Below are 12,647 nucleotides of genomic sequence, written 5' to 3'. Positions count from 1 at the left end.
GGCATCTCAGGCCGGTATGAAACAGTTACTCCACCAATGCGTGCTGCTTAAGCTGCTGCAGCTGATCCCGATAGTGCGCCGCCTGTTCGAACTCCAGATTTTTGGCCGCCAGGTACATCTGGTCTTCCAGCTTGCTGATCTCCCGCGCCAACTCCTTGGCCGACATCGCCTGCAGCTCTTCGGTCCGATATTCGCCAGCCTGCTCGGCCACCTTCTTGGCAGTGCGAGAAACCTTGCGTCCCGGTATCGTCGAGGCGCCTTCCATGATGTCGGCGACCGACTTGCGGATCCCCTGCGGCGTGATGCCGTGCTCTTCGTTGAAGGCGATCTGCTTCTGGCGGCGGCGCTCGGTTTCATCGATCGCCCGCTGCATCGAGCCGGTCACCCGGTCTGCATAGAGGATAGCACGGCCATTGACGTTACGGGCGGCACGGCCAATGGTCTGGATCATCGAGGTTTCTGACCGCAGGAAGCCTTCCTTGTCGGCATCGAGGATCGCCACCAGCGCCACCTCCGGCATGTCGATCCCCTCACGCAACAGGTTGATCCCCACCAGCACGTCGAACTCACCGATCCGCAGGTCGCGGATGATCTCGACCCGTTCCACGGTATCGATATCGGAATGCAGATAACGCACCCGTACGCCATGCTCGTCGAGGTATTCGGTCAGGTCCTCCGCCATCCGCTTGGTCAGCACGGTCACCACCACCCGCTCCTTGTTGGCGACCACCTTACGGATCTCCGACAGCAGGTCGTCCACCTGGGTCGAGGCGGGCCGCACCTCGACCACCGGGTCGACCAGTCCGGTCGGCCGCACCACCTGTTCGACCACCTGCTGCTGGCTGGCCGCTTCGTACTTGCTCGGGGTTGCCGACACGAAGATCATCTGCGGCGCCTGTCGCTCCCACTCCTCGAACTTCATCGGCCGGTTGTCCAGCGCCGACGGCAGCCGGAAGCCGTATTCCACCAGGGTCTCCTTGCGCGACCGGTCGCCACGGTACATGGCGCCGATCTGCGGCACCGTGACATGGGACTCGTCGATCACCAGCAACGCATTGTCCGGCAGGTAATCGAACAGCGTTGGCGGTGCTTCGCCGGGCTGGCGGCCGGACAGGTAGCGGGAGTAGTTCTCGATGCCGGAGCAGTAACCCAGCTCCATGATCATCTCCATGTCATACATGGTGCGCTGCTCCAGCCGCTGCGCCTCGACCAGCTTGTCAGCCTTGCGCAGCTGCTCAAGCCGTTCCTTCAGTTCCGCCTTGATATAGTCGACCGCCTCGACCAGGATCTCGCGCGGCGTCACATAGTGGGTTTTCGGGTAGATGGTGGCGCGCGGCATCTTCTTCAGCACCTCGCCGGTCAGCGGGTCGAAATAGCTGAGCTGTTCGATCTCTTCGTCGAACAGTTCGATGCGCAGTGCTTCCTTGTCGGATTCGGCCGGGAACACGTCGATCACGTCGCCGCGCACCCGGTAGGTGCCGCGATGCAGCTCAACGTCGTTGCGGGTGTACTGCAGCTCCGCCAGCCGGCGCAGCAGAAAGCGCTGGTCAACCTGGTCGCCGCGATCCAGGTGCAGCATCATACCGAGGTAGGACTTGGGATCGCCGAGGCCATAGATCGCCGACACGGTGGCGACGATGATGGCGTCGTCCCGTTCCAGCAGCGCCTTGGTGGCGGACAGCCGCATCTGTTCGATATGTTCGTTGATCGAGGCGTCCTTCTCGATAAAGGTATCGGACGCCGGCACGTAGGCTTCCGGCTGGTAATAATCGTAGTAGGAGACGAAATACTCGACCGAGTTATCCGGGAAGAACTCCTTGAACTCGCCGTACAGCTGGGCGGCCAGGGTCTTGTTGTGGGCCATCACGATGGTCGGCCGCTGCACCTGGGCGATCACGTTGGCAACGGTGAAGGTCTTGCCGGAACCGGTTACCCCGAGCAATGTCTGAGCCGCCAGGCCGGATTCGATACCATCGACCAACCGGTTGATCGCCTCGGGCTGATCGCCGGCCGGGTCAAATTTGGAGTGGACCTTAAAACGTTCTTTCATACCCTCACCCACGCTGAACCAAGCAGGCGATTATAGCAAAATACCGCTGCGAGGCGCCTGCCCCGATCCGCACCCCGCGAGAGCCTGAGCAGCGTTAAGTTTCGCCGGCAGAGGATTAAAAAATCAAAGTTCCACCAACCGGTGCTCGATAGCGTATTTGGTCAGCCCGGCGGCGGTCTGGATGTTCAGCTTCTGCTTGATATTCTGGCGGTGGGTTTCCACGGTGCGTACCGAGATATCCAGCGTTCGGGCGATCTCCTTGTTGCTGCTGCCCTCAGCCAGCAACTTCAATACCGTCTGTTCGCGCTGGGTGAGCTTGTCCTCGGAGACGGTTTCCGCCGGCGGTTGATCAAAACTGCTGAACAGCGATTGCGAGGCGCTGGCGCTGAAGTAGGTGCCGCCGTTGTGCACCGTTCTGATGGCGTTGATCAGCTCGCCGGAGGAGACATCCTTCAACACGTAACCGGCGGCGCCACTCTGGATCATCTTGACGATATACTCGCGCTTGTCGTGCATGCTGAGAATCAACACCCGGATCTGCGGGTAATCGGTGTGAAACCGCTGCGCCGCCTCCAGCCCGTTCATCACCGGCATCGAGATATCCATCAGCACCACATCCGGCTGCAACCGTTTGGCCGCCTCCAGCGCCTCCTGACCGTTGCCGGCACAGCCCACCACGCCGATGCCTTCTTCACTCTCCAGCCGGGCGTTGATCCCCTCCAGCACCAACGGGTGGTCATCCACCAGCAATACCCGGATCACCTTGGTTTCCGTCATCGTCAGACCCGCCTCCTGTTATGTTTCGCCGCGTCCGCCATCCAGGCAAAGCCGGCCCGGACCAGGGTACCCTGGCCAGGCTTGCTGACCAGCTCGAAGCTGCCACTGAGCAGTTCGGTTCGCTCCCGCATATTGATCAGGCCGATCCCCTGCGGCCCGTCATGCCCCGGGGCGGAAAAGCCCCGACCGTCATCCTCGACCTCCAGCCAGATCAGCCCGTCCTGTGGCCAGATACCGATCCGCACCCGGTCGGCCTCGGCATGGCGTTCCACGTTGGTCAACGCCTCCTGGGCCAGCCGGTACAGGGTAATCTCGATATCGTCCGGCAAACGCTCGGGCGGCAGCCTTAGCCGCTGGCTGACCTGAATGCCGGTGCGTTCGGCGAAGTCCTCCGCCATGCCCTGCAGGGCGGCCTCCAACCCCAGATCATCCAGCATGCTGGGACGCAGGTCGTGGGAGATCTGGCGCACTTCCTGGATCGCCCGATTCAACACCTCACGCCCCTTGTCCAGATCCGCCACCGCACTCTGATCCTGCCTGCCGAACTTTTCCAGTGCCAGCTCGATGCGGAACTTGACCGACACCATCAGCTGGTTGATGCCGTCGTGCAGTTCACGGGCGAAGCGACGCCGCTGGGCCACCTGGAACTGGACATACTTCTGCGCCAGCTCGCGCAAGCGGGCGTCGGCCAACTGGCTGGCATGCACGTTGATGGCGATACCGATCATCACCACCAGCAGCACCGCGCCCGACACGATTGCCAGCACAGTGAAGAAGGTATTACGGATATTGCGCCGGACATCATTGCGGATCGCCGCCACTTCGCTGGCGATATCATCGATATAGAGCCCGGTGCCCATCATCCAGTTCAGCTTCGGGATCTGCACCACGTAGCTCAGCTTGTCCTCCAGATCATGCTTGGAGGGCTTGCGCCACAGGTAACGGTGAAAACCGCCGCCCTCGCTGGCCAGCCGCAGCAGATTGCGGATCACATAGTCGCCGTTGCGGTCCTGCATGTCGTACAGGTTCTTGCCGACCAGCTCCGGTTGCTTGGGGTGGACCAGGTTGACGCCGTTGCGATCGTAGACGAAGAAATAGCCGTCCTCGCCGTAGGTCAGGCCGTCCAGCACCCGCTTGATTTCCTGCTGGGCGTAGCGGTCGTGCGGGTCGGCCTCGGCCACCAGGTGGGCGATCGAGGTCATCGCCAGCGAGACATAGTTCTGCAGCTCATTCCGCTTGGAGGCCAGCAGGTTCTCTTCGAAGGTGCGGATCTCCTGCTCGGACAGCAGTTGCGCCTGCTTCTGGCTGATCAGGGTGTTTACCGCGGTCACCAGGATCAGCGGCAGGATCGCCAGCAGCAGGATCTTGGTTTTCAGGGACAGTGTCTGGTTGGGCCACATGGATTCAACGCTATTATTATGATCTGTTCAATAATACCCAATAAGCCCGGCCGATAGGGCGATCTGCGTAGTAATACGGATATGGCCCGCTAATCAGCATTGACGCAATGGATGACAAGATGACCGACAATATCTGGCAGCAGGCCCGTGAGCGCAGCCGGCAGGCGCTGGCCAGCGGTGCCTTGCTACCGATCGAGACCCGCTGCGAGCAGTTGCGGGACGGCGGCTGCCGGTTCCTGCTACGCACCCTCGACAGCCTGCGCCACAAGGAGCAGGCGCACAATCGGCTGAAACAGGCCGGTGACACCCGACGGAATCCGTTCAAGCCCCATGAGCCGGCGCTGCTGGTCAGTGAACTCGGCCCGGACCACCTCTGCCTGCTGAACAAATTCTATGTATTGGAGCAACATCTGCTGCTGGTCACCCGCGAGTATGAATCCCAGCTGGCGCCGCTCAACCGCGCCGACTTCCAGGCGGTGGCACTCTGCCTGCAGCAGGGTGATGCGCTGATGTTCTTTAACGGCGGCCCTTTGGCCGGCGCTAGCCAGCCGCACAAGCACCTGCAGCTGATCCCGCTACCGATGCTTGCCGACCGACCACTGCCGTTCTCGCCGCAGCTCAATCAATTGGACAGCCCTGAACCGCAACGGCTAACCGCCCTACCCTTTTGCCACGGCGCGCTGGCGTTGCCGGAGCAGCTGTTCGACGATCCGGCCACGGCCGCCGACCGACTGCTGTCAGACTACCGGCAGCTGTGCGACCGGTTGGCACTGCAGCCCGGCAGCGACGGTGCCATGCCGCCCTACAACCTGTTGCTGAGCCGCGAATGGATGCTGATGGTGCCGCGTTGCGCCGAGGCCTACCAAGGGATCTCGGTTAATGCGCTGGGCTATGTCGGCGCTTTGCTGGTCAAGAATGACGAGCAGGCCACGCTGTTGAAACAGGCCGGGTTGATGAAGGTATTGACCGCGCTGGCCTGATTTCTCATCAGCGACCTCTTCAAGCGTTAGTGTTTAGCAAGGCTTCGACCGATACGAATGTCGGGATTCGTCCTTCATCCCAACCTAACGCGAGTGAGCAATTGCTGCCAGGGTGCCGGGCCACCCGGACGGGACGCCCACAAAATGTGATGAGCATTGCAGAGCAGGCCCGAGAATCGCAGCCAGCCAAAATCTCGGCCTACGGGAGCACTGACAGCTCCAAACGGTTAACTGTTTGCTTTGAAAAAAAGAACCCCGCCTTTGAAGGCAGGGTTTCACCAGATTGATGATGGAAGGAGTTGGGTAGGCCGGCATGGCTGCCGCTTTGCCGGCTTCCGATGGCGAGCGCCAGCCTGATCGGCGACCGCCTGCCGGGGGCTCTCGCCCCCATGCCCTTTCGAGTGTCGTCCTCAGCTGAGTCCGTAGAAGTCCGGGAACAGCAGGATCGACACCACGATCGCCACCTGCATCAGGATGAACGGCATCACCCCGCGGTAGATATCGACCGTGCGCACCTGCGGCGGCGCCACCCCCTTTAGGTAGAACAGCGCGAAGCCGAACGGCGGGGTCAGGAAGCTGGTCTGCAGGTTCATGGCGATCAGAATCGCGAACCAGAGCGGCGCGATACCGAGCGCATCGGCCACCGGCGCCAGGATCGGCACGATGATGAAGCTGATCTCGACGAAGTCGATAAAGAAGCCCAACACCAGGATCGCCAGCATCGACAGCAACAGGAAGCCCATCTGGCCGCCCGGCAGGTCGGACAACACCTCTTCGACGATGTAGTCGCCGCCGGTATAGGTAAATGCCATTGAAAACGCGGTGGCGCCCAGCAGGATGGCAAACACCATCGCCGTCACCTTGACCGTCTCGGTCGCTGAATCCAGTACCATCTTCCAGCTGAACTGGCGGTAGAGCAGTGCCAGCAGCAGCGCTCCGGCGCCGCCCAACGCGGAGGATTCGGTCGGTGTGGCGACACCGGCAAAGATCGAGCCCAACACCACCAGGATCAGCGCCAGCGGCGGAACGATTGCCTTCAGCGCCTTGCCGTACTGCTCGCGCTTGCTGTTGACGTCCGCATCCATCGGGATGGACGGCGCCGCCTCGGGCTTCAGCCAGGTGTAGATCAGGATATAGAGCACATAGACACCGATCAGCACGAAGCCCGGCCCGACCGCCGCCTTGAACAGGTCGCCGACCGGAATTCCCAGCACGTCACCGAGGATGATCAGGATGATCGACGGCGGGATGATCTGGCCCAGCGTGCCGGAGGCACAGATGGTGCCGCAGGCCAGCGACTTGTCGTAGTTGTACTTCAGCATCACCGGCAGCGAGATCAACCCCATCGCCACCACCGAGGCACCGACCACCCCGGTCGACGCCGCCAGCAGTGCACCGACCAGCACGGTGGAGATCGCCAGACCGCCACGCACGCCGCCGAACAGCTTGCCCATCGATTCCAGCAGCTGCTCGGCCAGCCGGGTCTTCTGCAATACAATGCCCATGAAGATAAACAGCGGTACCGCCATCAGCACCGTATTCTCCATGATCGACTGAATGCGGAACGGCATGAAGGCGAACATATCCGGTCCTTCGGCAAACACGCCGAACAGCAGCGCCACGCCGCCGAAGGTAAAGGCCACCGGGAAGCCGGCCAGCAACATCACCAGGGCCACGAAAAACATTACAATACCGATCATCGAAGACTCCTCAATGCGACGGCGGCTGGTAGTGTGCCACCGGGTGGTGGCCCCGCAGGGTGTTGATCGAGCGCAGCAGCAAACCGACGCCGCTGATCGCCATCGAGAAGAAGGCAAACGGAATCACCGCCTTGATGATCCAGCGGTATGGCAGGCCGCCCGGATCACCCGAGGTTTCACCCAGTTCAAACGCTTCGCGGGCAAAACCGACCCCGTACCAGCCCACCAGCAGACAGAACGGCAGCAGCAACCCCAGGGTGCCGGCCAGGTCGATCCAGGCCTTCTGATTACCGCTCAGTCGTTCGTAGATCAGGTCGACCCGTACATGGCCACCCACTTTCAAGGTGTAGGGCACGCCGAGCATGAACATCGCCGCAAACAGGTGCCATTCCAGCTCCTGCATGCCGATCGATACGTCGTTGAACAGGTAGCGCATGATCACGTCGTAGAAGACGTTGAACAGCATCAGCACAAACAGAATCGCGGAGACCTTGCCCAACAGGTCGGAAAACCGGTTGATGACGGACTCCAGTCGCAGCAGAAACATCAGCGCTCCTCGGCAACATCAGTCAAAGGGAAGGGAACGGGCCCGGCACCCTGGACAGGGCGCCGGGCCGATGACTTACTGAGCGGACAGGCTGTTCAGGTAAGCCTTGTCGGAGATGTCGGTCCACACGCGGGCTTTCTGCATGTAAGCCGTCTGGGATTCGATGATCTGCTTGGCCAGCGGATCTTGCGCCGCCTTCTCGGCCAGCAGCTCGTCGTTGGCCTTGCGCATCGCGCTGATCACCTCGGCCGGGAAGGACTTGACCTGGATATCCGGGAACTCCTGCTTCATCCGCTGCCAGTTCTCGGCGGAGGCATGGTAGGACTGGATATACATGTCATAGGCGGCGGTGCGCATCGCCACCCGCAGGATCTCCTGCAGGTCTTCCGGCAGCTTGTTCCAGCTGCGCTGGTTGACCAGGAACTGCAGTTCGGTAGCCGGCTCATGCCAGCCGGTGTAGTAGTAGGGCGCAATCTTGTGGAAACCCATACGCAGGTCCAGCGACGGCCCGACCCACTCCAGCGCGTCGATGGTGCGACGCTCCAGCGCGGTGTACAGCTCGCCGGCCGGGATGTTGGTCGGCTTGGCGCCCAGCTTGGCCAGCACTTCACCGGCAAAGCCCGGAATACGCATCTTCAGGCCCTGCAGGTCTTCCAGCGAGTTGATCTCCTTCTGGAACCAGCCGCCCATCTGGTTACCGGTGTTGCCGCCCGGGAAACTGAGCAGGTTGTACTGGCTGTACACCTGCTCCATCAGCTCCATGCCGCCACCGTTGTAGAACCAGCCGTACTGCTCCGGCGCGGTCATGCCGAACGGCATGGTGGTGAAGTAGAGGGTATTCGGCACCTTTCCTTTCCAGTAGTAGGACGCCGAGTGGCCCATGTCGTACTGACCGGAGCGCACCATATCGAAGATGCCCAGCGGTGCCTTGTGCTTGTTCTTGGAGTCGATGGTGATCTTCAACCGACCGTTGGACATCTTCTCGGCCATCGCCGCCATGTTGCGCGGCGCATCGCCGAAGATCGGGAAGTTGGACGGCCAGGTCTCGGCCATCTTCAGACGGTATACCTTGTCAGCCGCCTGGGCCGGCAGCGCGATCGCCGCCAGGCAGGCCGCCGCCGCGACCAGTTTCTTGGTGAACTTGAGTTTAAGCATTATTTTTATCGCCTCTCGTTAACAGCCCAATGTGCCCACAGGCACGCTCCGGTGGCCGCCTCTTCGCTAAATCAGCGCAAGCGGCGGCAACAGGTCGGCACAGCAATACCGACAGGACTGACATGATGACGAACGGCTCGGAAGCGCCCCATTCGAAATAGTGCGCAAACAGAGCCAAAAACCACGTAGCCGATCGTGGAAATCCCCCAATCCGACTCCGTATTTCTACCTAGGGATTTAGACCAGACTGAATCGCTCCGAGGCGTGGAAAACCGGGAAAAATCGCCGCTGAAAGGATTCATGCCGAAATGCGTTTACTGTATGCTAGATCGGCTGTGTAGCCCGCAGCACCGCCCGGATGCGGCAAGCAAACACTAAAATTATCAAGCGAACGCCAATGCATCCGGCTGATTATTTTTCACCATGGGTACTCTATAAAGAGGAAATAGGCTTGGACGTTCAACTCTCAGACCGCGTCAACAACATCAAACCTTCTCCAACGCTGGCGGTGACCAACCGTGCAGCCGAACTGCGCGCGGCAGGCAAGAACATTATTGGCCTGGGCGCAGGCGAGCCGGATTTTGACACTCCCAGTCATATTAAAGACGCCGCAATCAAGGCACTGAACGATGGTTTCACCAAGTACACAGCTGTCGACGGTACCCCGGCGCTGAAGAAAGCCATTATTGCCAAACTGCAGCGCGACAACGGCCTGAGCTACGAAGCCAACCAGATCCTGGTGTCCTGCGGCGGTAAACAGAGCTTCTTCAACCTGTCCCTGGCGTTGCTGAACGAGGGCGACGAAGTGATCGTGCCGGCGCCGTACTGGGTCTCCTACCCGGATATGGTCAAGATCGCAGACGCCACGCCGGTGATCATCACCACCACCCAGGAGCAGCGCTTCAAGATCAGCCCGAAACAGCTGGAAGCGGCGATCACCGACAAGACCCGTCTGCTGGTACTGAACAGCCCGTCCAACCCGACCGGCGTCGCCTACACGCTGGACGAGCTGAAAGCCTTGGGCGAAGTTCTGAAGAAGTACCCGCAGGTACTGGTGGCGACTGACGACATGTACGAGCATATCCTGTTCACCGAGCAGCCGTTCTGCAACATCCTGAACGCCTGCCCGGAACTGTACGAGCGCACCATCGTGCTGAACGGTGTTTCCAAGGCCTACTCGATGACCGGCTGGCGTATCGGCTACGCGGCGGGCCCGGCCAAGCTGATCGGCGCGATGAAGAAGATCCAGTCGCAGAGCACCTCCAACCCGACCTCGATCTCCCAGGTCGCTGCCCAAGCCGCACTGGAAGGCGATCAGGGCTGCGTAGTCGAGATGGTCAAGGCGTTCAAACAGCGCCATGACTACGTGGTGGAAACCCTGAACAACATCGAGGGGGTCTCCTGCATTCCGGCGGACGGTACCTTCTACGCCTTTCCGAGCTTCCAACAGATCATCGACAACGATGATCGTTTCGAAGACGACATTGCCCTGGCCGAGTTCCTGTTGAACGAAGCCGGCGTTGCACTGGTGCCGGGTTCGGCATTCGGCGCACCGGGCAATATGCGTCTCTCCTTCGCTACCAGCCTGGACGTGCTGGAAGACGCGCTGAGCCGTATCAAGAAGGCGATCGAAGGCTGACCTGCAGCCGCCGTTAGTACGAGCAATAGCCGCACCCAGGTGCGGCTATTTTATTTCCGACCTTCCTTCCGCCGCTGACTAAAGACTCCGACATCATGAGCGAAACCACCGAATTTCACTGGGATAGTGAACACTGCGCGCAGAAGAATGCGCTGTGCAACAAACTGTTCTTCGGCCTGCTGGGGCTGGCATTGATGGTGATGATGATGGATCTTGGCTCGCCCTACCTGCTGGGCCCCGCGCTGGTGGCGATCTTCGCGCTGCGCCGCGCCCAATACACTTACGATCGGATGGAGCTGGAGTTCAGCGACGCCAGCATCAAGCTGGCGCCGCGCTCACTGCTGATCCGTCGGCCGGCCAGTGCCAACGAGCAGCGGATCAACTACCGTGAGATCAACCAGATAGAGAGCTTCAAACGGTGGGGGATCAGTGGCGTTTCACTGACCCTGGCATCCGGCGAGCAACTGCAACTACCCGGCTTCGGCCAGGCGTGTTACGAGTCATTGAGCAAGGCAGCGCTAGCCGAAAAAAACAGCGACTCAGGCCGTTAACTCGACCGGAGGCTCGGCGACCAACGCTACCGGCGGCAAAGCCTGCAGAAACAACTCGCGAAACGCCTGCCAGTGAGCCCGCTCATCGGCCACCATCGCCTCATCATCCAGCTGATGACGACTCAACACGCCCTGCACATGGATATCCAGCAAGGCACTCAGCTGTTGCAGCTGGATATCGGACAGATCGGGCCGTGCCGCCTGCAACTGCTGGCGCCGCAACTGGCGAATACCGTCAAACAACCGCACCATCTGCTGGCGGTAGGCGCTGCGGAACATCACCACTTCGGCAAAACAGTACAACGCCCGCAACAACCGCCGCTGGCTCAATTGCACCTCGAACAGATTGCGTTCCAGCCGATCCAGCACCTCCATCACATTGCGGTCCTGGCCGTCATCGAGCAGCTCGAGATAGCGGTCGACCAGCATCGTCAGGGTAGCCAGCATCACCTCGTCCATCTGCTTGAAATGATGATAGAGACCGCCTTTGCTGATACCCGCCTGTTCGATCAGGCTGGCCGCCGTCAGCGCGGAGATACCCTGATCCGAAATAATGTCGGCCGCGGCCTCCAGAATCTGGCCACGGGTACGTGACGCATTTCCGTTGAGAGTCATAACTGTCCTGCTGCACGGTTAACTGGACCGCCCCGGACGGTTCAATGCCCAAGGCTGGCTTGCATGCTACGCTGCAACCGGAAAAGCGAAAACCGAAACCGCCCCTGAAGCTGATACAGGTCAACGCTCGGCGGGTGTAGTCGGCCGATTCGCGCCGACGCCGAAAGTCGGGGCCGCCTGCGGGAAAAAATTGACGCCTCGTCAACAAGCGAGGGAATTAAACAAGATTCATCGCCTCATTCACTTTAATTAGCAACCATAGCCTGTCATCATATCGAACGGTTGATTGAGTAGTGCCAAGCGCAGATCTCATCGTTGCGCACGCTTAGCGCGGTGCGAAGTATCGATTCTGAATGTCAGGAATATTGACCGGTTATGGATCTAATTGACTTGCTCGTAGTCGTAATCGAGCCCTCGAAAGTACAGCGAAACATCATCACCGGCCGGCTGCGCGAGCACGGTATCAACACCATTGAAGAGTTTACCGAGGCCAGCTCCGCGCTGGAATATATGCTCAGCCAGCATCCGGACATCGTGGTCTCCTCGATGCATCTGCCCGATATGACCGGCACCGAGCTGCTGGAGCAGATGCGAATGGACCCCAATCTGGCCGATATCACCTTCCTGCTGATTTCGTCCGAAACCCATTACCGCTACCTGGAACCGATCCGCCAGGCCGGCGCCATCGCTATCCTGCCCAAGCCGTTTTCCGGCGACGAGCTTAGCGTGGCACTGCGCAGCACCCTGAACTATCTGACCGACACCACCAACGAAGAGCCGAACGTCAACGAAGACAACGAGCACCTGCAGGTGCTGGTGGTCGACGATAGCCGGCTGTCGCGCAAATATGTCCGCCAGATGCTGGAAGGACTGGGCGTCGAGCAGATCCAGGAGGCGGAAGATGGCGCCCAGGCGTTGTCGATCATGGGCAATCAACATTTCGACCTGATCATCACCGACTACAATATGCCCAATATCGATGGCCGCGAGCTGACCGAACATATCCGCCACGACAGCGACCAGCCAACGGTACCGATCCTGATGATCACCAGTGAGCAGAGCCAGCAGCGACTGGCAGCGATCCAGCAGGCCGGCGTCTCCGCCGTGGTCAGCAAGCCGCTCTCCTACGAGAACGTCAAATCGCTGATCGAGAACCTGGTTCACGAAATCTGATCCCAGGCGCTGCGGCGGCCAGTCACCGCCGGCAGCGCCTCCCCCGCCGTGAGACGACCT

11 protein-coding genes are annotated in these 12,647 nt (G+C 60.4%); 4 read left to right on the top strand and 7 right to left on the bottom strand.

The features are described from left to right. Window positions 1-25 precede the first annotated feature (25 nt). From uvrB to K6T12_RS06830, 3 genes are all read right to left on the bottom strand, one after another. On the bottom strand, window positions 26-2,050 hold the full coding sequence (uvrB, locus tag K6T12_RS06840) for an excinuclease ABC subunit UvrB (RefSeq protein ID WP_222220791.1): 2,025 nt from the start codon (window positions 2,048-2,050) through the stop codon (window positions 26-28). Window positions 2,051-2,173: 123 nt separating this feature from the next. Then, a complete protein-coding gene (locus K6T12_RS06835; RefSeq protein WP_222220789.1) occupies window positions 2,174-2,827 on the bottom strand; it encodes a response regulator transcription factor in 654 nt (217 codons plus the stop codon). A 2-nt stretch (window positions 2,828-2,829) separates the two neighbouring features. Further along, the gene (locus tag K6T12_RS06830; RefSeq protein WP_255611611.1) at window positions 2,830-4,227 is read right to left on the bottom strand and encodes a cache domain-containing protein; all 1,398 of its coding nucleotides are present in this window, start codon (window positions 4,225-4,227) and stop codon (window positions 2,830-2,832) included. Window positions 4,228-4,346: 119 nt separating this feature from the next. On the opposite strand from K6T12_RS06830, the gene K6T12_RS06825 reads away from it, so the two are divergent. Beyond that, on the top strand, window positions 4,347-5,207 hold the full coding sequence (locus tag K6T12_RS06825; RefSeq protein ID WP_222220787.1) for an ATP adenylyltransferase family protein: 861 nt from the start codon (window positions 4,347-4,349) through the stop codon (window positions 5,205-5,207). 410 nt (window positions 5,208-5,617) lie between these two features. Here the strand turns inward: K6T12_RS06825 and K6T12_RS06820 are convergent, their stop codons facing one another. The 3 genes from K6T12_RS06820 to K6T12_RS06810 all read right to left on the bottom strand — a co-directional run bounded on the left by K6T12_RS06820 (window position 5,618) and on the right by K6T12_RS06810 (window position 8,609). After that, the gene (locus K6T12_RS06820) at window positions 5,618-6,907 is read right to left on the bottom strand and encodes a TRAP transporter large permease (RefSeq protein ID WP_222220785.1); all 1,290 of its coding nucleotides are present in this window, start codon (window positions 6,905-6,907) and stop codon (window positions 5,618-5,620) included. Between the two features lie 10 nt (window positions 6,908-6,917). Next, window positions 6,918-7,454, bottom strand: coding sequence for a TRAP transporter small permease subunit (locus K6T12_RS06815; protein WP_222220783.1), 537 nt, complete (start codon window positions 7,452-7,454; stop codon window positions 6,918-6,920). A gap of 75 nt (window positions 7,455-7,529) precedes the next feature. Next, window positions 7,530-8,609 (bottom strand): TRAP transporter substrate-binding protein, encoded by a 1,080-nt coding sequence (locus K6T12_RS06810; protein WP_222220781.1) that lies wholly within the window; start codon window positions 8,607-8,609, stop codon window positions 7,530-7,532. Window positions 8,610-9,060: 451 nt separating this feature from the next. Between K6T12_RS06810 and K6T12_RS06805 the strand changes: the two genes are divergently transcribed. Both K6T12_RS06805 and K6T12_RS06800 read left to right on the top strand, forming a co-directional pair. Continuing rightward, window positions 9,061-10,248: a pyridoxal phosphate-dependent aminotransferase gene (locus tag K6T12_RS06805; protein ID WP_222220780.1), complete on the top strand. Its 1,188-nt coding sequence runs from the start codon at window positions 9,061-9,063 to the stop codon at window positions 10,246-10,248. A 95-nt stretch (window positions 10,249-10,343) separates the two neighbouring features. After that, window positions 10,344-10,799 carry a hypothetical protein gene (locus K6T12_RS06800; protein WP_222220778.1) on the top strand — a complete coding sequence of 152 codons (456 nt, stop codon included), beginning with the start codon at window positions 10,344-10,346 and terminating at the stop codon, window positions 10,797-10,799. On the opposite strand, the gene K6T12_RS06795 is transcribed toward K6T12_RS06800, so the two are convergent. Beyond that, window positions 10,788-11,414: a TetR/AcrR family transcriptional regulator gene (locus K6T12_RS06795; RefSeq protein WP_222220776.1), complete on the bottom strand. Its 627-nt coding sequence runs from the start codon at window positions 11,412-11,414 to the stop codon at window positions 10,788-10,790. The two genes, K6T12_RS06800 and K6T12_RS06795, sit on opposite strands and share 12 nt — an antisense overlap. 390 nt (window positions 11,415-11,804) lie before the next feature. On the opposite strand from K6T12_RS06795, the gene K6T12_RS06790 reads away from it, so the two are divergent. After that, window positions 11,805-12,587, top strand: coding sequence for a response regulator (locus tag K6T12_RS06790; RefSeq protein ID WP_255611610.1), 783 nt, complete (start codon window positions 11,805-11,807; stop codon window positions 12,585-12,587). Window positions 12,588-12,647: the final 60 nt, after the last annotated feature.

Origin of the sequence: Marinobacterium arenosum (assembly GCF_019795155.1) — a bacterium.
GTDB classification, from domain to species: Bacteria; Pseudomonadota; Gammaproteobacteria; order Pseudomonadales; family Balneatricaceae; genus Marinobacterium_C; species Marinobacterium_C arenosum.
The sequence above is the reverse complement of the archived record's forward strand: the minus strand, read 5'-3'. Positions and strand labels throughout refer to the sequence as shown.